Below are 21,228 nucleotides of genomic sequence, written 5' to 3'. Positions count from 1 at the left end.
GCGGGCGTCCTTAAGGAAATTTATGTCCGAAGCTGCTATATGGTGTGCAGCGGGAAACTTCGGGGCTGATGAAATTTCGATGCAAATTGAGCACGATAGCGTACGTGACCGGCGCGCATTGCTGAAGAATGGCCTGGTGCTGGCGGCAACGCTCGCGGTGCCGGGCACGGTGTCGGCGGCCACCCGCCGGCTGACCCAGCAGGATCTGCGGCCGATCGCCGAGCCACCGCTGCCTGCTCCCCGCCCGATGGTCGCCGCGCGGCCGATCACCTCGCCGCGGGTCGTTCGCCCCGACCTGATGCGCCAGGCGCTCGCCGCGCTGCAAGGTCATGGCAGCCGCGTCGCCCAGCGCGACCGGATCGCGATCGCCGACATGGCGGCGCCGTCCTCCGAAGCGCGCTTCCACCTCATCGACCTGGTGTCGGGCAAGAGCCGCTCGTTCCTGGTCGCGCACGGCAGCGGATCGGACCCCGCGCACACCGGGTTCCTGAAGCGCTTTTCCAACGAGCCCAATTCCAACGCATCGTCGGAAGGCTCGTTCGTCACCGCGGATTATTACGTCGGCAAGCACGGCCGCTCGCAGCGGCTGGTCGGCCTCGACCCGACCAACGACAATGCGCTGGCGCGGGCGATCGTGGTCCATTCGGCCTGGTACGCGAACCGCGACATGCTGCGCAGCCACGGCATGCTCGGCCGCAGCCAGGGCTGCTTCGCGGTCGGCGAAGGCGACCTGTCGGACGTGTTCGCGCTGCTCGGGCCGGGCCGGATGATCTACTCGGCGAAGGTGTAACCACGGCCTTTCCCCTCCCCGCTGTGCGAGGGAGGACTTGCCCGTTCCTCCCCCGCCAGGGGGAGGTGGCGCCGCGTAGCGGTGACGGAGGGGGAGGTAAGCTGCGAACGGCGTGCTTGCGGAAGCGCCCCCTCCACCACCGGCTACGCCGGCGGTCCCCCTCCCCCGCTGCGCGAGGGAGGACTAGTGCGTTCCTACCCTGACGCGAGGGAGGATTTCAGCCAGCCTCGGGGACGACGTCAGCCCCGCAGCACCGCGCCTTGCTTGGCCGCCGCGGCGACCACCTTGTCGGCGATCGCCTTCAGCATCTCGTCGGTGAAGCTCTTGTCGGCGGGTTGCAGCGTCACCTCGACGGCGACCGACTTGTGGCCGTCCTCCACGCCCGCACCGGTGAACACGTCGAACACGCGCGCAGCCACGATCGCCGCCTTGTCGGCGCTGCGCACCGCGCGGACCAGCGCGTCGGCGCCGAGCGCGGCGGGCACCAGGAAGGCGAAGTCGCGCCGTACCGATTGCAGCGCCGGCGGTGCGAAGGCGGCGCGCATGAAGCCGCCGCCGGCCTTCGATCCCCGTTTGGCCGGCAGCGCATCCAGATACACCTCCACCGCCGCCACGGCGCCATCCAGGTCGAACGCCTTGAGCAGGGTCGGATGCAGCATGCCGAAGCGTGCGAGGATCGTCTTCGGCCCCAGCCGCAACGTGCCGCTCTGGCCGGGGTGCCAGGCGTCTCCGGCCTCGCCCATCACCTGCAGATTGTCGACCGGCGCGCCCGCCGCGGCGAGCAGCGCCAGCGCCTCCGCCTTGGCATCATAGGCGTCGAAGCCCGCCGCCTTGCCCTCGCGCCAGCCGCGGTCGCGGCGGTTGCCGGCGAGGACGAGGCCGAGCGTTGGATGCTCGCCATCGGCGAGGTAGCGGCGGCCGATCTCGAACAGCCGCACCGCGGTGACGCCGCGCTTCAGATTGCGCGCGGTGGCCGCGAGCAGGCCGGCGAGCAGCGACGGGCGCATGACCTTCAGGTCTTCGCTGATCGGATTGGCGAGGCTCCAGGCGCCGCCGCCGAAGGGCGCGGCCTGCGCCTCGGAGACGAAGCTCCACGTCACCGCTTCGTCCAGCCCGCGCGCGGCGGCGGCGCGACGGACGCGGCGCTCCAGCATCTGGTCCGGCGTCGCGGTCGGGCGGGCGACGCCGGGGGCGCGCGGCAGGGGCACCGGCGCGACCTTGTCGATCCCCTCGATACGGATCACCTCCTCGACGAGGTCGGCGGCGCCGTCCACGTCGCGGCGCCACGTCGGCACGGTGACCGTCCAGTCGTCGGCGACGCCGAAGCCCAGCGATTCGAGGATGGCGCGCTGGCGGTCCGCCGGCACGGCGAGGCCGCCCAGCGTCTCGGCCTTGGCGGGATCGTAGGCATAGCTGCGCGACGCCAGCGGCGGCTCGCCGGCGCGGGTGACGCCACTGGCGGTGCCGCCGCAATAATGCTGGACGAGGAAGGTCGCGATGGCGAGCCCGTCGTCGAGGAAGGCGGGATCGACGCCGCGCTCGAACCGCTGGCGCGCGTCGCTGGTCAGGCTGAGCGCCTGACCGGTGCGGGCGATCGCGTCCGGATCGAAATAGGCGCATTCGATGACCACGTCGGTCGTCCCGGCGGTGACACCCGAATGTTCGCCGCCCATGATGCCGCCGATGTCGTGGACGCGGGCATCGTCGGCGATGACGGTCATGCCGTCGCGCAGCGTATAGGTCCTGCCGTTCAGCGCCGCGATCGTCTCCCCCTCGCGCGCGCCGCGGGCGACCAGCGCGCCGGACAGCGTGGCGCGGTCGTAGACGTGCAGCGGGCGGCCGAGATCGACGGTCATATAGTTGGTGATGTCGACCAGGGTGGAGATCGGCTTCTGCCCGATCGCGGTCAGCCGCTGCCGCATCCATTCGGGCGATTCGCCGTTGGTGAGGCCGGACACCGCCTGCGCGTAGAAGGCGGGGCAGCCCGCCGCATCCTCGATCCGCACGTCGGGGCCGGCGCCCTCGCCCGCCACCTCGGGCACGGTCAGCGGCACGAGCGTGCCGAGGCCGGCTGCGGCGAGATCGCGCGCGATGCCGCGCACGCCCATGCAATCCTGGCGATTGGGGGTGATGCTGACGTCGATCACCGCGTCGTCGAGCCCGGCATAGTCCGGAAAAGGCGTGCCGACCGGCGCATCGGCGGGCAGTTCGATGATCCCGTCGTGATCCTCGCCCAGCTCCAGCTCGCGCGTCGAGCACATCATGCCGTTCGATTCGACGCCGCGGATGCTCGCGACCTTCAGCGTCACGTCGAGTCCCGGCACATAGGCGCCCGGCGGCCCGAACACGCCGACGAGGCCAGCGCGCGCATTGGGCGCGCCGCAGACGACCTGCAACGGTCCCTCTCCCGCATCGACGCTCAGTACCTGCAGCTTGTCTGCCTGCGGGTGGCGCTCCGCGGTCAGCACGCGGGCGACGCGAAAGGCGCGCAGCGCGTCGCCGGGATTGTGCACGCCCTCCACCTCCAGCCCGATGCGGGTCAGCGCATCGAGGATCGCATCGAGGCCGGCATCGGTGTCGAGATGCTCGCGGAGCCAGGAGAGGGTGAATTTCATGCGCTCATTCCACTGTCATCGTCATCCCGGCGAAGGCCGGGACCCATGGACACGGGCCGCTATCGGGCGGGCGGTACGTGTCCTCATCACCTGCACCCCTATCCGTGGATCCCGGCGTGCGCCGGGATGACGGATGGGGGCACGGGTCAGCCCATCGCCCCGACGCCGCCCGACAGCGTCGGCACGTCGAGCGCGGAGAAGCCGTAATGCTTCAACCAGCGGATATCGCCGTCGAAGAAGGCGCGCAGATCGTCCATGCCGTATTTCAGCATGGCGAGCCGGTCGATGCCGCAGCCGAACGCGAAGCCCTGCCATTCCTCGGGATCGAGGCCGCAGGCGGCGATCACCTTGGGATGGACCATGCCGGACCCCAGCACCTCCATCCAGCCTCCTCCGGAACCGCCGATCACGCGCTTGCCCTTCTCGATCGTATAGCCGACGTCGACCTCCGCCGACGGCTCGGTGAACGGGAAATAGCTGGGGCGCAGGCGCAGCACGATGTCGTCGCGCTCGAAGAACGCCTTCAGGAACGTCTCCAGCGTCCATTTGAGGTGGCCGAGCGTGATCCCCTTGTCGATCACCAGCCCCTCGACCTGATGGAACATCGGCGTGTGGGTGGCGTCGCTGTCCGATCGATAGGTGCGGCCCGGCGCGATGATGCGGATCGGCGGCTTCGCCTCCAGCATCGTGCGGATCTGCACCGGCGAGGTATGGGTGCGCAGCAGCGAGAAGGTGGCGCGCTCGTCGGCCTCGCCCGCCGCCTTCGCATCGATGCCCTGCTGGAGGTAGAAGGTGTCGTGCATCGCGCGCGCCGGATGCGTCGCCGGAATGTTGAGCGCGGTGAAATTGTGCCAGTCCGTCTCGATCTCCGGCCCGGTCGCGACGGCGAAGCCCAGGTCGGCGAAGATCTCGGCCAGCTCGTCCATCACCTGGGCGACCGGATGGACGGTGCCGGCGAGCGGCGCCTCGGCCGGCAGCGTCATGTCCAGCGTCTCGCCGGCCAGGCGCGCATCGAGCGCGGCGCGTTCGAGGTCGGCCTTGCGTGCCGCGATGCCTGCGGCGACCGCCTCGCGCAGGCCGTTGATGCGCGGGCCTTGCGCCTGGCGTTCGTCGGGCGTCATCTTGCCCAGCGTCTTGAGCAGCGCGGTGACGCTGCCCTGCTTGCCCAGCGCCTCGACCCGCACCGCTTCGAGCGCGTCGAGCCCGTCGGCGGATCGGATCGCGCCGAGCAGGCGGTCGCTGAGGGTGTCGAGGTCTTCGGTCACGTGTCGCTCTTCCGTTATGGCGCCAGGCCGAGGCCCGTCGCCAGATCATCCCAACCGGGGTTGGCGTCTTCGATCAGGCGCAGCTTCCAGTCGCGGTTCCACTTCTTGAGCTGCTTCTCCCGCCGGATCGCAGCCTCCATGGTATCCGCCACGTCATACCAGACCAGACGGTGGATGCCGTAGCGGGAGGTGAACCCCGGGATCAATCCTTCGCGATGCTGAATCAGACGGCCGATGAGGTTGGACGTGACGCCGACGTAGAGCGTTCCGTGCCGGCCGCTCGCAAGGATGTAGACGCACGGCTGCCGTTCCATTCGTGCTCCCCTCCACATCCCCACCCCGTCATCCCCGCGCAGGCGAGGATCCATAGTCGCCGGATGTGCGGCTCTATCATGAACGGCAGTGCTTATGGATCCCCGCCTGCGCGGGGATGACGGGGTGGTGGCAAGAAACGAAGGTGCCCCCGATACCTCGTCATCCAAGCCCGCGCGGGGATGAGGACGGGACGGGCTGCGAACACGAAAAAAGGGCGCCGGTGTCTCCACCGGCGCCCTCATTCCAACACTCGCGCAGGCGCTTACGCGGCCTGGGGCAGTGCCGCCTTCGCCTGGGCGACGATCGCGGAGAATGCCGCGGCCTCGTGCATCGCGATGTCGGCCAGGACCTTCCGGTCGAGCTCGACGCCGGCCAGCTTCAGGCCGTGCATGAACTGCGAATAGGTCAGGCCCTCGGCGCGGACGCCGGCGTTGATGCGCTGGATCCACAGGCCGCGGAAGGTCCGCTTCTTTACCTTGCGGTCGCGGTACGCATATTGGCCGGCCTTTTCGACGGCCTGGCGGGCGATGCGGATCGTGTTCTTGCGACGGCCGTAATAGCCCTTCGCCTGAGACAGGATGTTCTTGTGCTTGGCGCGGGTGGTTACGCCCCGCTTGACGCGTGCCATGTCCTGATCTCCTTACTTGAGGCCGTACGGCGCCCAGGCCTTCACCGTCGCGGTGTCGGCCTTCGACAGCACCTTGGTGCCGCGGTTCTGGCGGATGTACTTGCTGTTGTGCGAAATCAGGCGGTGGCGCTTGCCGGCGACGCCGTGCTTCAACAGGCCGCTGGCAGTGAGCTTGAAGCGCTTCTTGACGCCGCTCTTGGTCTTGAGCTTGGGCATTTTGGTCCTTTCGCTTGAGCAAGGCAAAAACGGCCGCGGCAGCCCTTGATGGCCGGGCCGTCCATAAGCGCCTCGCTCGGGAAGCGCGCCCCTTAGCGTCGTGCCGCGCGAAACGCAACCGGGCCAAACGCAACCGATGCGGAACCGGAACGAGCCGCACGCGCTTCACCCGTGATGGAGACGCCGACCACCGCCGCCGCCCCGCCCCCACGCCGCCGCAGTGCGTGGCGGATCGCGCGCAACGTGGCGCTGGCGCTGCTCGGCCTGATCGTCGCGATCTGGCTGGTGCTCTACATCACCAAGGGCCGCTTCCTCAAACATCCCTTCGAGCGGTTCGTCGGCGGCCAGACGCATCGCGTGGTGCGCGTCGACGGCGACTTCCAGCTCTATTTCGCTCCCTTCCGCATCAAGTTCCTCGCCGAGCGGATGCGCATCGCCAATCCCGACTGGGCGACGCGGCCCTATCTCTTCCAGGCGGAGCGGATCGACACGCGGATCGCGCCGCTGTCGCTGCTGTGGGGCAAGCGCCGCCTCTACTGGCTCGATCTCGCGAACGGCGCGGTCGACCTGGAATGGAACGCCGCGCACACCGCCAACACCTGGACGTTCAGCGACAAAAAGGGCGGCAAGCCGCTCGATTTCCCGCGCATCGACACCGCCACCGTGCGCGGCACCACCGTCCGCTATCGCGATCCACGCATGCAGTTGCTCGCCGACCTCAAAGTCGACGACATCCGCTCGACCGACGCGCGGATCGGCAAGGCGGTGGGCGTCACCGGCGACGGCACGATCCGCGGCACGCCGTTCCGCGTCGCTGCGCGGCTGCTCGCCCCCGACGCCACGGTCAACCGCGGCAGGAACGAACTCGTGCTGCGCGCCTGGGCGGCGCACAATGTCGTCGACGTGTCGGGCACGCTGCCCTCGATCGCCGGTATCGAAGGCGTGCCGTTGCAGACCCGCGCGCGCGGGCGCAACCTGTCCGAACTGCTCGCCATCATCGGCGTCGTCATCCCCAACACGCGCGACTACCGGCTGAAGGCGCAGCTGGTGCAGCAGGGGCAGGTCTATCGCTTCACGCGGATGAGCGGCACGGCCGGCGAGAGCGACGTGGCGGGCACGCTGACGATCACCAACGGCGATCGGCTGCACCTCGATTCGCAGCTCGTGACGAAGACGCTCGATATCGTCGATGCCGCCCCCTTCATCGGCTACAATCCCGATATCGTCGCCGCGAGGGGCGCGGTCGCCGCCGCCGCCGCGACCGGCGCCGCGCCGCAGCGCATCCTGCCCGACGCCGCCTTGCCGATCGCGACGATGCAGCGCTTCGACGCCGACCTGAAGTGGCGGATCGGCCGGGTGCGCTCGCGCAACCTGCCGATCAGCGATATCGACCTGACGCTGGACCTCGATCGCGGGCGGCTCGCTCTGTCGCCGCTCACCTTTGCGATGGCGCGCGGCAATGTCGCGTCCGACGTGATCTTCGACACGCGCCAGCGGCCGGCGGCGGACAGCTACGATATCCGCCTGTCGCCGACGCCGATGGGGCGGCTGCTTGCCGGCTATGGCGTCGCGGAGGCGGGGACGACCGGCACGATCAAGGGCCGGATCAAGCTGGAAGGGCGCGGCGATTCGATCCACGATTCGCTCAGTAGCGCGCACGGCCGCATCGCCTTCGTCATGCCGCAGGGGCAATTGTGGACGCGCAACGTCCAGCTTGCCGAGCTCGACATCGGCACCTTCGTGCAGAAGATGTTCGAGGACAAGTTGAAGAAGCCGGTGGAGATCAACTGCGGCCTGATCGGCTTCACCGTGCGCAACGGCATCGCCGCGGCGGACCCGATCCTGATCGACACGACCAAGAACGTCATCCTCGGCCGCGGCGGCTTCAGCTTCAAGACCGAGGCAGTCGACCTCGCCTTCCGCGCCGACGGCAAGAAGTTCAGCCTGTTCTCCGGCCAGTCGCCGGTCGGCATCCAGGGCTATTTCGCGGCACCCAAGCTCGACGTCATCAGCGACCAGCTGCTCGGCCGTGCCGGCGTCGGGCTGGGCCTCGCGGTGGTGGCGACGCCGGTGGCGGGCGTGCTCGCCTTCGTCGATGTCGGCGATGCCAAGTCGGCGGCGTGCGGCCCGGTGCTGGCCGGCGCCACCGCCGCGGCACAGCGCACCACCAAGGGCAAACCGCGCGACGACGTCGGCCGCGGCACCACCGCCAAGGAAGAGAACGGCAAGGCGGATGCCGGCGAGAAGAAGGAACAGCGCAAGAAGTTCCTGGGGATATTCTGATCGGCGAACGGGCGCACGTCCGCCCGTCCGCCCCGCCGATTTCGTCATCCCGGCGAACGCCGGGACCCATGGACTCGAGCGGCTGCTGATGGATTGCCACCATGAGCCGGACGCATCCATGGGTCCCGGCGTTCGCCGGGATGACGGAGGGATGTCTCGATCATCCTCGCGTCACGTCGGCCGCTCGCGTGCCCCCCCCCCCCCGCCTGTGCGGGGATAACGACGGCAGGCAGAGCCCCCTTTAACCCCCGCGCGCCTCACCCTATCTTCGCGGGCAATCAGGGGGACCCAATGCCGGAACCGATCCTCGCCGTGGCCGGCGTGTCCAAGACCTATAAGGGCGGCTTCACCGCGCTGCACGGCGTCGACCTCACCATCGACAAGGGCGAGATCTTCGCGCTGCTCGGCCCCAATGGCGCCGGCAAAACGACTCTCATCAGCATCATCTGCGGCATCGTCACGCCCTCCACCGGCACGATTCGGGTCGCCGGCCACGACGCGCTTGCCGACTACAAGGCGGCGCGGCGGCGGATCGGGCTGGTCCCGCAGGAACTGTCGGTCGACATGTTCGAAACGGTGCTCGCCACCGTCACCTTCTCGCGCCGGCTGTTCGGGCGATCGGGGCACAGCGCCTATATCGAGCAGGTGCTGCGCGACCTGTCGCTGTGGGACAAGCGCGACGCCAAGATCATGGAGCTGTCGGGCGGCATGAAGCGCCGCGTGCTGATCGCCAAGGCCCTGGCACACGAGCCCGAGATCCTGTTCCTCGACGAACCGACCGCGGGTGTCGACGTCGCGCTGCGCCGCGACATGTGGAAGCTGGTGCATGGCCTGCGCGAACGCGGCACCACCATCATCCTGACGACGCATTATATCGAGGAGGCCGAGGAGATGGCCGACCGCGTCGGCGTCATCGACAAGGGCCGGCTGCTGCTGGTCGAGGAGAAGACCGCGCTGATGAAGAAGCTCGGCAAGCGCGAACTCGACCTTTCGCTGGTCGAGCCGCTGGACGCGGTGCCGGACGGGTTCGAACGCTGGCACCTCAGCTTGCAGAACGAGGGCCGGACGCTGCGCTACGTGTTCGACGCGACCGAGGAGCATACCGGCATCCCGTCGCTCTTACGCGAACTCGCCGCGCGCGACATCGCGTTCAAGGATCTCGAAACGTCCAAGTCCAGCCTCGAGGACATCTTCGTCGACCTCGTGGGGGAGCGGGCATGAGCGCCGACGACACCTGCGTGGGCGTGACTTTTGTGACTTTCCGAAAAGGGGCGCCCGCATGAACCTGCACGGCGTATGGGCGATCTATCGCTTTGAAATGGCGCGTGCTTTACGCACGCTCTGGCAGAGCCTCGTGGCGCCGGTGCTGACCACCAGCCTGTATTTCATCGTCTTCGGGGGCGCGATCGGCAGCCGCATGCAGACGGTGGACGGCGTCGGCTATGGCAGCTTCATCGTGCCCGGGCTCATCATGCTGTCGCTGCTGACCCAGAGCGTCGGCAATGCCTCGATCGGCATCTATTTCCCCAAATTCACCGGCACGATCTTCGAGCTGCTGTCGGCACCCGTGTCGGCGATGGAGATGGTGCTCGGCTATGTCGGTGCCGCCGCGACCAAGTCGGTGGTGCTGGGCGTCATCATCCTCGCGACCTCCGCCTTCTTCGTGCCGATCCGCGTCGAGCATCCCGGCGCGATGATCGCCTTCCTGCTGCTCACCGCGGTGGCGTTCAGCCTGTTCGGCTTCATCCTCGGCATCTGGGCCAAGAGCTTCGAACAATTGAATTTCGTGCCGATGCTGCTCATCACGCCGCTGACCTTCCTCGGCGGCAGCTTCTATTCGATCGACATGCTGCCCCAGCCGTGGCGGACGGTCAGCCTGTTCAATCCGGTCGTCTACCTCGTCAGCGGCTTCCGCTGGAGCTTCTTCGGCAAGGGCGATGTCGACATCGCGATCAGCCTGGGCGTGACATTGGGCTTCCTCGCTGTGTGCCTCGGCATCATCGCCTGGATCTTCAAGAGCGGCTGGCGGCTGAAATCCTGAGCGCATTGGCCAGCGGTACCGGCCCGCTCCCCCACCCGGCCACCCATCAGGATACGATGTGGGTGGCCGGGTGGGGGAGCGGGCCGGCACCGCGAAACGCGCCTCAGCGCGTTTTCAAACCTGTCCTGATTCGGGCGGCGAGCGCCGGCCGCAAGACCAGCGCGTTGAGGTCGACCAGGGCATGCACCGCCATCGGCAGCCACAACGCGCCGCTGCCCATGTAGAGCGCGGTCAGCAGGCCCCCGCCGACGAAGGTCGCCAGCATGCCGAGCCAGCCCTGATAGCGGTGCATCGCGGCGAAGGCGGCGGTGCCAACCAGCACGCCGGCCAGTCCGGACCGGCAAGCCAGCGCGACCAGCAGCGGCAGGTAGAGGCGGTAGAACAGCTCTTCCGCCACCCCTGCCGACACCGCCAGCGCGGCGGCGGGCCACAGGTCGGCATCGCTGGTCGGCATGATGCTGCGCGCATCGCCCGCGGTCCACGGCGCCTTGCCCCGCCGCGCCCGCCACCAGGTGAGGATAAGGCCGAGCAGGCTGCCCGCGCCAAGGCCGATCGCGACCAGCTCGATCCCGATCGCCCCCGGCGGCACGCCGAGCGCCCAGGCAAGCGGCAGGAACTCGGCCGGCAGCCGACCGACGCCGCCGAGCCGTTGCAGCACCAGCAATCCGAGCAGCGCCGGCACGCCATAGCCGAGCCACAGGGCGCTCGCCCAGCGCAGGTGGCGTGCGCGGACATCGATCCGCAGACGCGCGAACATGCGCCCGCGGCGCAGCAGCGCGATCTGATAGCCAAGCGTCAGGACGAGAAGGATGGCGACGAGCATGACGGGGCTCCGTCGCAGAAAGGGCTTCCTCTCACCACCCCCGTCATCCTCGCGCAGGCGGGGATCCATAACCACGGCGATCGGCGATGGAGCCGTGAGGTCAGCCCGTCTGGATCCCCGCCTGCGCGGGGATGACGGAGTATGGCGGGCCAGCCCGCCCCCTCACGCCGTGCGGTGTTCGCCCTTCACCCAGCGCACCGTGCCGGTCGAGGCGCGCATCACCACGCTTTCGGTGGTCATCTTGCCCTTGCGGCGCTTGACGCCTTCCAGCAGCGAGCCGTCGGTGACGCCGGTCGCCGCGAAGATGCAGTCGCCCTTGGCCAGTTCCTCCAGGTCGTATTGCTTGTCGAGGTCCGCGATGCCCCATTTGCGGGCGCGGGCGCGCTCATCGTCGTTGCGGAACAGCAGCCGGCCCTTGAACTGGCCGCCGACGCAGCGCAGCGCGGCGCAGGCGAGCACGCCCTCCGGCGCGCCGCCCGAGCCCATGTAGACGTCGATCGTCGTATCGGGATCGGCGGTGGCGATCACGCCCGCGACGTCGCCGTCGCCGATCAGCATCACGCCGACGCCCAATGCGCGCAGTTCGGCGATCAGCGCCTCGTGCCGCGGCCGATCGAGGACGCAGGCGATGATCTCGTTCGCCTTCACGCCCTTCGCCGCGGCGATGGCGTGGATGTTCTCGGTCGGCGACCTGTCGAGGTCGATGACGCCGGCGGGCAGGCCCGGGCCGACCGCGATCTTGTCCATATAGACGTCGGGCGCGTTGAGCAGGCCGCCCGCCTCCGCGATGGCGAGGACGGCGAGGCTGTTCGGCCCCGCCTTGGCGCAGATCGTCGTGCCTTCGAGCGGGTCGAGCGCGATGTCGATCGCCGGGCCGGTGCCGCTGCCGACCTTTTCGCCGATGAACAGCATCGGCGCCTCGTCGCGCTCGCCCTCGCCGATCACGACGGTGCCGTCGATGTCGAGGCCGTTCAGCGCCTCGCGCATCGCCTCCACGGCGGCGGCGTCGGCGGCCTTTTCATCGCCGCGGCCGGTGAGCGTCGAGGCGGCGATCGCCGCCGCCTCGGTGACGCGCACCATCTCGAGGACGAGGACGCGGTCGAGGATCGTGCTGGCGTCGGACATGCGAGGCACCTTTGTTAAACGTGTATAACAGCGGTGTAGAGGGACGCGCCGAGTCGCACAACGGGCTTTGTTGGGTGCTCACCCGCAAGCGAGACTTAACCGCATCGTTTCGCCTGCGGGAATGTCCGCGCACCAGCGGTCGCGCGGACGGGCCGCCTGACCCGTTCGTAGCGAAAAGACACGAAATAAGACCGTCATTGCGAGCGCAGCGAAGCAATCCAGAGCCGGATCAGGACGCCCTGGATTGCTTCGCTGCGCTCGCAATGACGGTCCTGCTGAACCTCATGATGTCTCCGTTACCATGAGGTACCCGAGGCCTACAGCGTGATCGCCGCCTTCATGCCCAGCACACCGACATCGTCCGCCTCGCGGATGCCACCGGGGTGGTGGATGTACTGAAGGTTCGGGCGCAGTTCGAGCCAGTCGGCGGGGTGGATGCTGTAATAGACCTCCGCGGCATATTCGGCATGGCGCACCGGCGTGCCGGGGACCAGCCGGTCGGCGGTGGCGGCGCGGCCGTTGACGTTGGTGCGGGCGACACCGGCGCCGAGCACGTCGCCGGGCACCGCGGGCACCAGCCCCTTGTAGAACAGGCCGAGCGACACCTGGTTGTCGGTGACCGAGGTGGCGCGGTCGGCCTGCGTGACGTTGGCGAACATCGACAGGCCGGTCAGCGCCTTGCCGTCCTTGGACGTGCCGGTCAGCTGCTGCTGCATCGTCGCGTAGACGCCATAGCGGCTGCTGTGTTCGAGCGGCGCCAGCCCGGTGACCACGCTCGGCCGGCGGTTGAGGTCGAGCAGCACGTCGTCGCCGTCGGCGGTGCCGATCCAGCCGCCGACCTTGTACGATCCGACATTGCCGCCCCCTTCCCCGCCGGCGCCCTCGCCGCCGCGCGTCCAGCCGATCTCCACCGGGATCAGCACCCCGGTCGCGCCCTTGAAGTGCGCGACGAAGAAGTCGGCGTCGAGGTTGCGCGGGTTGATCTCGTAGACGCCGCCCTGGATGTAGAGGTCCTGCGGCAGCGCGACGCGGACGCGCGCGCCCCACTGCCCGACCGGCCAGTTCTGCCAGTAATCGCCGACGAGGTTGCCGGGCTGCGCACCGCAGAAGCTGAGGTTCATGAAGTGGCAGGAGAAGACGGCGAAATCCTCGCCGGGGTTGGTGCGCCCCAGCTTGATCTCGACATCGGGGCCGATGCGCTGTTCGTACCACAATTGGGTGACGCGCACCGTCTGGCCGCGGCCATAGACCTCCTGCACCTGTTGCAGCGCATCGATGCCGGCGTCCGCGGTGAGGTTGCGCCCGCGCCGCCACGTCACCGTCGCCTGGAAGGCGCCGCCGGTCAGGCCGACGAGCTTGTCGAGGTCGAGCAGCACGCCGGCGTCGAACTGCCCCGTCTCGCGGAACAGCTGTCGGTCGCCACCGGCGAAGTTGTAGCCGCTTTCCGAGGCGTAGCGCGCGGTGACGCCGATGCCGCGCTCGCCCAGCCGGCTGCGGATGTCCTGCCAGTCGCCGATCAGGCCGGGCGGCGGCGCGCTCTGGGTATCGCCGATCAGCGCCGAGGGTGAGGTGTCGCGCGCCCGCGGGATCGGCGTGCGCGGGCGACGCTGCGTGTCGCCCTGCGAGGAGTCGGGTGCCGCCTCCGCCGCGTCGGGCGCAGGCGGGGAGGCGCCGACGTCCACCTGCTGGGCATGCGCGGTGGCGCTCGCGGCGGCGGCAAGAAGGGCGGCGGCCACCGCGCGGCGGAGGGAAGCTGTCATGGAACCCCGGTCGTTGTCGTTTCGGCGACAACCGATGCGCCGCCGCTTGGTTCTTCGCCGGCGGCGGATTGCGCGGGGCTGTGGCCAATCCGCCACGATGCAGGTTTCGCCGCGTGCCGCAATCGGCGGTGAAGAGGTTGCACCACATCAGATCTTCGTCATCCCCGCGCAGGCGGGGATCCATAATCACTGCGTTGGCGGAAGGAGCCGGACGGTCAGCCAGTATAGATTCCCGCCTGCGCGGGAATGACGGTGGGGAGTTGGAGGGGGAAGCCCCCGATCAATCCCGCAGCAGGTCGTTGATGCTGGTCTTGCTGCGCGTCTGCGCATCGACGCGCTTGACGATCACCGCGCAATAGAGGCCGAGATTGCCACCGGTCGAACCGGGGACGACCACGGCATAGGGCGGCACCTCGCCCTTGAAGACCTCACCCGTTTGGCGGTCGATGATCTTGGTCGACGCGCCGAGATAGACGCCCATCGACAGCACCGCGCCTTCGCCGACGCGCACACCCTCGGCGACCTCTGACCGCGCGCCGATGAAGGCGCCGTCGCCGATGATGACGGGATCGGCCTGCAGCGGTTCCAGCACGCCGCCGATGCCGGCGCCGCCCGACAGATGCACGTTCCTGCCGATCTGCGCGCAGCTGCCGACGGTCGCCCAGGTGTCGACCATCGTGCCTTCGCCGACATGGGCGCCGATGTTGACGAAGCTCGGCATCAGGATCGCGCCCGGCGCGACATAGGCGCCGCGGCGCACGACGCTGCCCGGCACCGCGCGGAAGCCGGCGGCGCGGAACTCGGCTTCGCCCCAGCCGGCGAACTTGGTCGGCACCTTGTCGAACCAGGGGGCATCGCCCATCACCTGGTTGTCGTTGAGGCGGAAACTCAGCAGCACCGCCTTCTTGAGCCACTGGTTGACCCGCCAGCCGCCGTTGCCATCCGGCTCGGCGACGCGCGCGCGGCCCGCGTCGAGGTCGGCCAGCGCCGCCTCGACCGCGTCACGCACCGCGCCCGTGGTGCCGAAGCCCAGGGTGGCGCGATCCTCCCACGCCCGGTCGATGACGGTGCTGAGATCCTGGCTCATGATGCCTCCATGATGTGCTGCAACCACGGCGCAAGGTCGTGGACGGTGAAATCGATGTGGTCGCGCGCCACCTCCGGCCCCTGTTCGGAGCCGTTGTCGACCCAGACGGTGGTCATGCCGATCGCCTTGGCGGGCGCGAGGTTGCGGGCCATGTCCTCGAAGAAGATCGCGCGACTCGGCACGATGCCGAACGCCGCGCACAGGCCGGCATAGGCTGAGGCGTGCGGTTTTGGGACAAGGTCCATCGCGTGGATGTCGTGCACCGCCTCGAAATGATCGCCCAGCCCCAACCGGTCGAGCACGCGCAGCGCATAGGGTTTGTCGCCGTTGGTGAAGACCAGCTTGCGCCCCGGCAGCTGCGCGATCGCGGCGGCGAGCGGCGCGTCCGCCTCCAGCACGTCCATCTCGACATCGTGGACGTCGGCGAGGAATTCGTGCGGATCGACGCCGTGATCGGCCATCAACCCGGTCAACGTCGTGCCGTGGCGGTGGAAATAGTCCTTTTGCAAGGCACGTGCGGCATCCCCTCCGAGGCCCAGCCGGCGCGCGACATAGGCGGTCATCCGCTCATCGATGCGCGCAAACAGATTGGCACGCGCGGGATAGAGCGTATTGTCGAGATCGAAGATCCAGGTGTCGATCGTGGCGAGCGAGGGGAGCATGTGCGGCGCGTCTAGGCGGCCGCGGCAGCGCGCACAAGCGAGCGGCACCGGATCGGAAAGGATAATGGCATCGCAGCGCCGCATGGCGTATCGCGGGCGACGATACGCGTGGGGGGATCAGGGGACGATGCGGGCGACCAGGGGGCTGCTGCGAAGCACGGCGGGCGTGGCGCCGCTGCTGCTGGCCGCCTGCGGCGGCGGTGGCGGCGGTGGTGTGAACAGCACGCCGACGCCGCCCGTCGCCACCATCCCCACGCCGACACCGACGCCGGTCCCGGCGCCGGCGCCGACGCCGAGCCCCACACCCGAAGCGACGCCGACGCCCGGCCCCGGCACCAACTACGACACCAGCGAATATCGCGCGACCGTCGGCGCGGTGTCGATGAACGCGCTCAGCGCCTACAACAAGGGTGCGACCGGCAAGGGCATCAACCTCGCCATCATCGACAGCGGCATCGACCTGCAAAGCCCGGAATTCACCGGCCGCATCTCGGCCGCTTCGCAGGACGTGGCCGGTAACGCCAGCATCGACGACGAAGGCGGGCATGGCACCGCCGTCGCCTTCACCGCGGCGGGGCGGCGCAACGATACCGGTACGCAGGGCGTCGCCTTCGACGCGACGCTGGTCGTGCTGCGCGCCGACCGGGCCGGAACCTGCGCGACCGAGGGGAAGACGGGCGACGACATGGGCTGCAAGTTCGGCACCGATGCCATCGCGCGCGGCGTCGACGCGGCGCGTGTCGCCGGCGCGCGCGTCATCAACATGTCGCTGGGCGGGGCGACCATGCCGCAGAACCTGATCGATGCGATCGGCCGCGCCACCGCGCAGGGGATCGTCATCGTCATCGCCGCCGGCAACGACGGCACGGACAATCCCGACCCCTTCACCTCGGTCGCTGGCAATGCGGCGGCGCGCAACCTCGTCATCATCGCCGGATCGGTCGGTACGGGCGACGTGCTGTCCACGTTCAGCGACAAGGCCGGCACCGGGGCCACGCATTACCTGACCGCGGTAGGAGAGCGGGTGCGCGCGCCCGACCAGAACAATACCGCCTACCTCTGGTCGGGCACGTCCTTCGCCGCGCCGCAGATCTCGGGTGCGGTGGCGCTGCTGGCGCAGGCCTTTCCCAACCTGACCGGCGCGCAGATCGTCGACCTGCTCTTCCGCACCGCGCGCGATGCCGGCGCGGCGGGCGTCGACAGCGTGTACGGCAATGGCGTGCTGGACCTCACCCGTGCGTTCCAGCCCGTCGGCATGACGACCGTGGCGGGATCGAACCTCGGCGTGTCGCTCGCCAGCAACGCGACTTTGTCCGCGCCGATGGGGGATGCAACGGTCGGACAGCTGGGCGCGGTGATCCTCGACAGCTATCACCGGGCCTTCGCCATCGATCTCGCCCGCACGATCAACCGCGCCGGGCCGCAGCGCAGCCTTGCCGGCATGCTCCAGACGCGGCAGCGCAACCTGGCGGTCGCCGCCGGCGACACCACCGTGTCGATGACGCTGGCGCCGCGCGGCAACGGCGATGTCGCGCTCCAGCGCAGCATGATGAGCGGCGCGCAGGCGAACGATGCCCGCGCCATCGCCGGCGCGGTGATGCAGCGGCTGGGGGCGAAGACCAGCTTCGGCTTCGCGTTCTCGCAGGGCACCGGCACGCTGGGCGCGCAGATGGTCGGGCAGGCGCAGCCCGCTTTCCTCGTCGCGGGCCAGGGCGCGCTGGGCTTCGACAGCGTCGCGCGATCCGCGGGCGCGCTGCGGCAGGAGGTCGGCGGCGTCGGACTGACCGCCACCGTCGAGAGCGGCGACGTGCTGGCACGGCGCGATGCGATGCTCGCCGGCCTGCCCGGCTACCGCCGCTCGCCATACCAGCGGGTCAGCGTTTCCGCCGACCGCCGCTGGGGTGGCCTCGCCACGACGCTGAGCCTCAGCTCCCTCGCCGAGCGCGACAGCCTGCTCGGCGCGCGGTTCGACGGCGGCCTGGGCGCGGCGCGCGCGGCCAGCTGGTTCGTCGACGTGGACGCACGCTGGAGCATCAGCGACGGCTGGTCGCTCGGCGGATCGTGGCGGCGCGGCTGGACTCGCGCGACCCTGCGCGGCGGCATGGATGGTGACGGCTCCCTCGCCACGACGGCGTTCGCCGCCGATGTCGGCAAGGACGGCGTGTTCGGCCGCGACAGCCTGGGCCTGCGGATCGCGCAGCCGCTACGGGTGGCGCGCGGCGGCGTCGATTACCGGCTGCCGACGAACTGGGATTATGCGACGCTGACGGTGAGCGACTGGACGACGCAGCGACTGAACCTCAGCCCGCAGGGGCGCGAATTGCAGGTCGAGGCGCGCTATCGGCTGCTGGTCGGCGGGGGCGACATCCAGACGAACCTGTTCTGGCGGCGCGACCCCGGCAATTTCGCCAGCCTGCCGGCGGATGTGGGCGGCGCGCTGCGATACAGCTGGGGGTTCTGATCGCGCCACCGCCGATTGCAGCGCGGCGCCCCCGCCCCCATCTTTCCGGCATGACACGCTTTTCCCTGCTCGATCTCGTCCCCGTCGTCGAAGGCGGCAGCGTGGCGCAGAGCCTCGCCAACGCCGCCGACCTTGCCGCCCATGCCGAAACGCTTGGCTTCCAGCGCTATTGGGTGGCGGAGCATCATGGCATGCGCGGCATCGCCAGCGCCGCGACCGCGGTGGTGATCGCGCATGTCGCCGCCGCGACCCGCCACATCCGCGTCGGTGCGGGCGGGATCATGCTGCCCAACCATGCGCCGCTGGTGATCGCCGAACAGTTCGGCACGCTGGATGCGCTGTTCCCGGGCCGGATCGACCTGGGTCTCGGCCGTGCGCCGGGATCGGACCAGCGCGTCGCACGTGCGATGCGGCGGACGCTGGAGAGCGATCCCAATGCCTTCCCGCAGGACGTGATGGAATTGCAGAGCTATTTCGCGGATGACGGGCGCACCGGCATCGCCGCGACGCCCGGTGCCGGCGCCAACGTGCCGCTGTGGATCCTGGGATCGAGCACCTTCGGCGCGCAGCTGGCGGCGGCGCTCGGCCTGCCTTACGCCTTCGCGTCCCATTTCGCGCCGGACGCGCTCGACAGCGCGCTTGCGATCTACCGGCGTGATTTCCGCCCCTCCGCGCAGCTCGACCGGCCCTATGCGATGGCGGGGTTCAACGTCTTCGCCGCCGACACCGACGAGGAAGCGGAGCTGCTGGCGAGTTCGCAGCAGCAGTCGTTCGTCGCGCTGCGCACCGGCAATCCGCGCCAGCTGCCGCCGCCGGTGGCGGGGTATCGCGCCGGGCTAGGGCCGCAGGGCGCGGCGATCCTCGACCACGTGCTGCAATGCTCCGCAGTCGGATCGCGCGACACGGTGGCGCGGGCGACCGCGGCGTTCATCGAGCGGACCGGCGTCGACGAGGTGATGGTGGCGAGCGCCATCTACGATCATGCCGCGCGCAAGCGGAGCCTGGCGATCACCGCGGAGGTGATGAGCGGCCTCGCCGTCGCCGCCTGACCCCGGCGTGATGCGCGGCGCGGGCGAGCAGCGCGTCGAGGTCTTCGCGCGCGATGTCGAACGTCTCGTGCATATCGGCGAGCGCCGCATCGATATCCTCAGGTGCGAAGGCGGACGGCGGCGCGGCAGCGGGATGGTGCGGATAGGCGTGGCCGGAGAGGCGGTGGAAGGCGACGCCCGCCAGCACCAGCAGCGTCGAATCGAGCGCCACGGGTGACAGCGGAAACCCCCAGCCGAGCGGCGCCGGCCCAGCTGCGGCGAGCACGACGCTGAGCGCCACTGCGCCGCCGGGGGGATGCAGGCAGCGCAGCAGCGACATGACGAGGATCGCACCACCCACCGCCAGCCCCGCCGCGGTCGCCTCGTGCGGTACGGCATGCACGACCAGCAGGGCCCAGGCGCCGGACAGCGCATTGCCGCCGATTACCGCCCAGGGCTGCGCGAGCGGGCTCGCCGGCACCGCGAACACCAGCACCGCACTCGCCCCGATCGGTGCAACGAGCAGCGGCAGCGTACCCAGCCCGAGCGCATAAGCGGCGAACAGGCCGGCAAAGGCGATGCCGCACGCGGCTCCAGCGCTGGCCAGCAAGCGGTCGCCGAACGCACCGCCGGCGAGGATCGGACGAAAAACGTGCATGGCGAGGGCGTTAGCGCGTGCGTTGCGATCTGCAATCCTCCCCGGCCCGGGGAGGGCGCGTCAGTTCGCCGCTGGCAGCCTCAGCCGGACCAGCAGGCCGCCGAGGTCTTCGCTTTCCTCAAGGCTCACCGTGCCGCCGTAGATCTCCGCCACGTCGCGGACGATCGCGAGGCCGAGCCCCGTGCCGGGCTTGCCGGTGTCGAGGCGGACGCCGCGGTCGAAGATGCGGATCCGGTCTTCTTCAGGAATGCCCATGCCGTCGTCCTCGATCATCAGTTCGACGAAGCCGGCCTGTCCGGACACGGTGACGAACACGCTGCCCCCCCCGTATTTGGCGGCATTTTCGATGAGGTTGCCGAGCATCTCATCGAGGTCCTGCCGCTCGACATGGACCTGAAGGTCCTTGGGGCCGGTGATGTCGATGCGGACGTGGCGGTAGAGGCGGGCGACCGCGCGCTCGACCGATTCGAGGCTGGGCCACACGTCGGCGCGGCTGTGCGCGGACCCGCGGCGGCCGACGGCGCGGGCGCGGGCGAGATGATGGTCGACCTGCCGCCGCATCGTCCGCGCCTCGCGGATCACCGTGTCGGCCAGGTCGTCGGCGTGCGCGGTGGCGGCGTTCATGATGACGGTGAGCGGCGTTTTGAGCGCGTGCGCGAGATTGCCGGCATGCCGCCGCGCTTCCTCCGCCTGCCGCTCGTTATGCTCGATCAGCGCGTTCAGTTCCTCGACCATCGGCGCGACCTCGATAGGCATCGCGGTGTCGACGCGATTGGACTGCCCCGCCCGCATCCGCGCGATCTCTTCGCGCACCCGGCGCAGCGGCCAGAGGCCGTACAGCGTCTGAAGCGCGGCCAGTACGACGAGGCCCAGTCCAAGCAGCACGAAGCTGCGCACCAGCGTTCGACGCAGGATCGTGATCTGCGAATCCAGTCCGCTGCGGCTCTGCGCCACCTGGAAACGCCAGTGAACCGCCGAACCGGGCAGCAGCGCATCCCGCTCGACGATACGCAGCTTTTCATCGGGAAACTGGGTGCTGTTGTAGAAATGGACGCTGCGATCGTCGTGGACGCTACCGAAGGCGAGGCGTCGATCCCATAGCGAGCGCGATGGGAAAGGATCGCTGCCCTTCCCCGAAATTTGCCAGTAGAGTCCTGAATTGGGTTCGAGGAAGCGCTGATCGGCGGTAGCGTCCCGGCTGAGGATCACCTCGCCATCCGGCCCGATCTCCGCCGAGACAAGCAACGACCGCAGCACATACTCCAGCTGGTCGTCGAAGTTGCGCGTCACTGCCGCCACCAGCACGCGATCGAGCGCGAAGCCGCCGCCGAACAGCAGCAGCCCGATCCACGCGGCCGCGATCAGGATCATCCGCCGCGACAGCGAGCCCGTCGTGCGCGCACGGGCGCGCGGCGGGGCTTCGGCTAGTGGCGGTGTGTCCATGCGGTCGGTTGACCTTTTGCCGGCCGTT

At 69.4% G+C, this 21,228-nt stretch carries 18 protein-coding genes; 6 read left to right on the top strand and 12 right to left on the bottom strand.

The features are described from left to right. Positions 1 to 79: 79 nt before the first annotated feature. Entirely contained in the window at positions 80 to 790 is a 711-nt protein-coding gene (locus ACTZQ5_RS11530; RefSeq protein ID WP_443585332.1) for a murein L,D-transpeptidase catalytic domain family protein, read from the top strand. 239 nt (positions 791 to 1,029) lie between these two features. Here ACTZQ5_RS11530 and pheT read toward each other — a convergent pair whose 3' ends face one another. From pheT to rpmI, 5 genes are all read right to left on the bottom strand, one after another. Beyond that, positions 1,030 to 3,405, bottom strand: a complete 2,376-nt coding sequence (gene pheT, locus ACTZQ5_RS11525) for a phenylalanine--tRNA ligase subunit beta (protein WP_443585331.1) — start codon at positions 3,403 to 3,405, stop codon at positions 1,030 to 1,032. 146 nt (positions 3,406 to 3,551) lie between these two features. Next, complete coding sequence (gene pheS / locus ACTZQ5_RS11520) at positions 3,552 to 4,670, bottom strand: phenylalanine--tRNA ligase subunit alpha (RefSeq protein ID WP_443585330.1); 1,119 nt, start codon at positions 4,668 to 4,670, stop codon at positions 3,552 to 3,554. Between the two features lie 14 nt (positions 4,671 to 4,684). Continuing rightward, positions 4,685 to 4,984, bottom strand: a complete 300-nt coding sequence (locus ACTZQ5_RS11515; protein ID WP_443585329.1) for a GIY-YIG nuclease family protein — start codon at positions 4,982 to 4,984, stop codon at positions 4,685 to 4,687. Between the two features lie 263 nt (positions 4,985 to 5,247). Next, complete coding sequence (gene rplT / locus ACTZQ5_RS11510; protein ID WP_443585328.1) at positions 5,248 to 5,613, bottom strand: 50S ribosomal protein L20; 366 nt, start codon at positions 5,611 to 5,613, stop codon at positions 5,248 to 5,250. 12 nt (positions 5,614 to 5,625) lie between these two features. Continuing rightward, on the bottom strand, positions 5,626 to 5,829 hold the full coding sequence (gene rpmI, locus ACTZQ5_RS11505; RefSeq protein ID WP_017977259.1) for a 50S ribosomal protein L35: 204 nt from the start codon (positions 5,827 to 5,829) through the stop codon (positions 5,626 to 5,628). Between the two features lie 174 nt (positions 5,830 to 6,003). Between rpmI and ACTZQ5_RS11500 the strand changes: the two genes are divergently transcribed. The 3 genes from ACTZQ5_RS11500 to ACTZQ5_RS11490 all read left to right on the top strand — a co-directional run bounded on the left by ACTZQ5_RS11500 (position 6,004) and on the right by ACTZQ5_RS11490 (position 10,153). Then, a complete protein-coding gene (locus ACTZQ5_RS11500) occupies positions 6,004 to 8,112 on the top strand; it encodes an AsmA family protein (protein ID WP_443585327.1) in 2,109 nt (702 codons plus the stop codon). Between the two features lie 291 nt (positions 8,113 to 8,403). Further along, positions 8,404 to 9,333 carry an ABC transporter ATP-binding protein gene (locus ACTZQ5_RS11495; RefSeq protein ID WP_443585326.1) on the top strand — a complete coding sequence of 310 codons (930 nt, stop codon included), beginning with the start codon at positions 8,404 to 8,406 and terminating at the stop codon, positions 9,331 to 9,333. 58 nt (positions 9,334 to 9,391) lie between these two features. Then, entirely contained in the window at positions 9,392 to 10,153 is a 762-nt protein-coding gene (locus ACTZQ5_RS11490; protein WP_443585325.1) for an ABC transporter permease, read from the top strand. Between the two features lie 103 nt (positions 10,154 to 10,256). On the opposite strand, the gene ACTZQ5_RS11485 is transcribed toward ACTZQ5_RS11490, so the two are convergent. The 5 genes from ACTZQ5_RS11485 to ACTZQ5_RS11465 form a co-directional block, all read right to left on the bottom strand. Beyond that, on the bottom strand, positions 10,257 to 10,976 hold the full coding sequence (locus ACTZQ5_RS11485) for a CPBP family intramembrane glutamic endopeptidase (RefSeq protein WP_443585324.1): 720 nt from the start codon (positions 10,974 to 10,976) through the stop codon (positions 10,257 to 10,259). 162 nt (positions 10,977 to 11,138) lie between these two features. Continuing rightward, positions 11,139 to 12,101: a class II fructose-bisphosphatase gene (glpX, locus tag ACTZQ5_RS11480; RefSeq protein ID WP_443585323.1), complete on the bottom strand. Its 963-nt coding sequence runs from the start codon at positions 12,099 to 12,101 to the stop codon at positions 11,139 to 11,141. Between the two features lie 317 nt (positions 12,102 to 12,418). Continuing rightward, entirely contained in the window at positions 12,419 to 13,861 is a 1,443-nt protein-coding gene (locus ACTZQ5_RS11475; protein ID WP_443585322.1) for a carbohydrate porin, read from the bottom strand. Positions 13,862 to 14,141: 280 nt separating this feature from the next. Further along, positions 14,142 to 14,948 (bottom strand): 2,3,4,5-tetrahydropyridine-2,6-dicarboxylate N-succinyltransferase, encoded by an 807-nt coding sequence (gene dapD, locus ACTZQ5_RS11470; RefSeq protein ID WP_443585321.1) that lies wholly within the window; start codon positions 14,946 to 14,948, stop codon positions 14,142 to 14,144. Next, positions 14,945 to 15,610: a pyrimidine 5'-nucleotidase gene (locus ACTZQ5_RS11465; RefSeq protein WP_443585320.1), complete on the bottom strand. Its 666-nt coding sequence runs from the start codon at positions 15,608 to 15,610 to the stop codon at positions 14,945 to 14,947. Before ACTZQ5_RS11465 ends, dapD begins: the two co-directional genes overlap by 4 nt. A gap of 127 nt (positions 15,611 to 15,737) precedes the next feature. Here ACTZQ5_RS11465 and ACTZQ5_RS11460 point away from each other — a divergent pair, with 127 nt between their 5' ends. Together ACTZQ5_RS11460 and ACTZQ5_RS11455 are read left to right on the top strand one after the other, a co-directional pair. Then, positions 15,738 to 18,071, top strand: a complete 2,334-nt coding sequence (locus tag ACTZQ5_RS11460; RefSeq protein ID WP_443585319.1) for a S8 family peptidase — start codon at positions 15,738 to 15,740, stop codon at positions 18,069 to 18,071. Positions 18,072 to 18,121: 50 nt separating this feature from the next. Beyond that, complete coding sequence (locus ACTZQ5_RS11455; protein ID WP_443585318.1) at positions 18,122 to 19,120, top strand: LLM class flavin-dependent oxidoreductase; 999 nt, start codon at positions 18,122 to 18,124, stop codon at positions 19,118 to 19,120. On the opposite strand, the gene ACTZQ5_RS11450 is transcribed toward ACTZQ5_RS11455, so the two are convergent. Next, positions 19,080 to 19,757: an HPP family protein gene (locus ACTZQ5_RS11450; RefSeq protein ID WP_443585317.1), complete on the bottom strand. Its 678-nt coding sequence runs from the start codon at positions 19,755 to 19,757 to the stop codon at positions 19,080 to 19,082. The two genes, ACTZQ5_RS11455 and ACTZQ5_RS11450, sit on opposite strands and share 41 nt — an antisense overlap. Positions 19,758 to 19,817: 60 nt before the next feature. Further along, positions 19,818 to 21,200, bottom strand: coding sequence for a sensor histidine kinase (locus ACTZQ5_RS11445; protein WP_443585316.1), 1,383 nt, complete (start codon positions 21,198 to 21,200; stop codon positions 19,818 to 19,820). Positions 21,201 to 21,228: the final 28 nt, after the last annotated feature.

Source organism: Sphingomonas cellulosilytica, from assembly GCF_052321755.1.
In the GTDB taxonomy this organism is placed as follows: domain Bacteria; phylum Pseudomonadota; class Alphaproteobacteria; order Sphingomonadales; family Sphingomonadaceae; genus Sphingomonas.
This window is presented reverse-complemented; position numbering and strand designations above follow the sequence as displayed.

What these genes read in the sequence shown, in the direction of transcription:
- ACTZQ5_RS11530 (WP_443585332.1), top strand. Translation starts at nt 80, where the DNA reads ATGCAAATTGAGCACGATAGCGTACGTGACCGGCGCGCATTGCTGAAG.
- pheT (WP_443585331.1), bottom strand. Translation starts at nt 3,405, where the DNA reads ATGAAATTCACCCTCTCCTGGCTCCGCGAGCATCTCGACACCGATGCC.
- ACTZQ5_RS11515 (WP_443585329.1), bottom strand. Translation starts at nt 4,984, where the DNA reads ATGGAACGGCAGCCGTGCGTCTACATCCTTGCGAGCGGCCGGCACGGA.
- rplT (WP_443585328.1), bottom strand. Translation starts at nt 5,613, where the DNA reads ATGGCACGCGTCAAGCGGGGCGTAACCACCCGCGCCAAGCACAAGAAC.
- rpmI (WP_017977259.1), bottom strand. Translation starts at nt 5,829, where the DNA reads ATGCCCAAGCTCAAGACCAAGAGCGGCGTCAAGAAGCGCTTCAAGCTC.
- ACTZQ5_RS11500 (WP_443585327.1), top strand. Translation starts at nt 6,004, where the DNA reads ATGGAGACGCCGACCACCGCCGCCGCCCCGCCCCCACGCCGCCGCAGT.
- ACTZQ5_RS11495 (WP_443585326.1), top strand. Translation starts at nt 8,404, where the DNA reads ATGCCGGAACCGATCCTCGCCGTGGCCGGCGTGTCCAAGACCTATAAG.
- ACTZQ5_RS11490 (WP_443585325.1), top strand. Translation starts at nt 9,392, where the DNA reads ATGAACCTGCACGGCGTATGGGCGATCTATCGCTTTGAAATGGCGCGT.
- ACTZQ5_RS11485 (WP_443585324.1), bottom strand. Translation starts at nt 10,976, where the DNA reads ATGCTCGTCGCCATCCTTCTCGTCCTGACGCTTGGCTATCAGATCGCG.
- glpX (WP_443585323.1), bottom strand. Translation starts at nt 12,101, where the DNA reads ATGTCCGACGCCAGCACGATCCTCGACCGCGTCCTCGTCCTCGAGATG.
- ACTZQ5_RS11475 (WP_443585322.1), bottom strand. Translation starts at nt 13,861, where the DNA reads ATGACAGCTTCCCTCCGCCGCGCGGTGGCCGCCGCCCTTCTTGCCGCC.
- dapD (WP_443585321.1), bottom strand. Translation starts at nt 14,948, where the DNA reads ATGAGCCAGGATCTCAGCACCGTCATCGACCGGGCGTGGGAGGATCGC.
- ACTZQ5_RS11465 (WP_443585320.1), bottom strand. Translation starts at nt 15,610, where the DNA reads ATGCTCCCCTCGCTCGCCACGATCGACACCTGGATCTTCGATCTCGAC.
- ACTZQ5_RS11460 (WP_443585319.1), top strand. Translation starts at nt 15,738, where the DNA reads ATGCGGGCGACCAGGGGGCTGCTGCGAAGCACGGCGGGCGTGGCGCCG.
- ACTZQ5_RS11455 (WP_443585318.1), top strand. Translation starts at nt 18,122, where the DNA reads ATGACACGCTTTTCCCTGCTCGATCTCGTCCCCGTCGTCGAAGGCGGC.
- ACTZQ5_RS11450 (WP_443585317.1), bottom strand. Translation starts at nt 19,757, where the DNA reads ATGCACGTTTTTCGTCCGATCCTCGCCGGCGGTGCGTTCGGCGACCGC.
- ACTZQ5_RS11445 (WP_443585316.1), bottom strand. Translation starts at nt 21,200, where the DNA reads ATGGACACACCGCCACTAGCCGAAGCCCCGCCGCGCGCCCGTGCGCGC.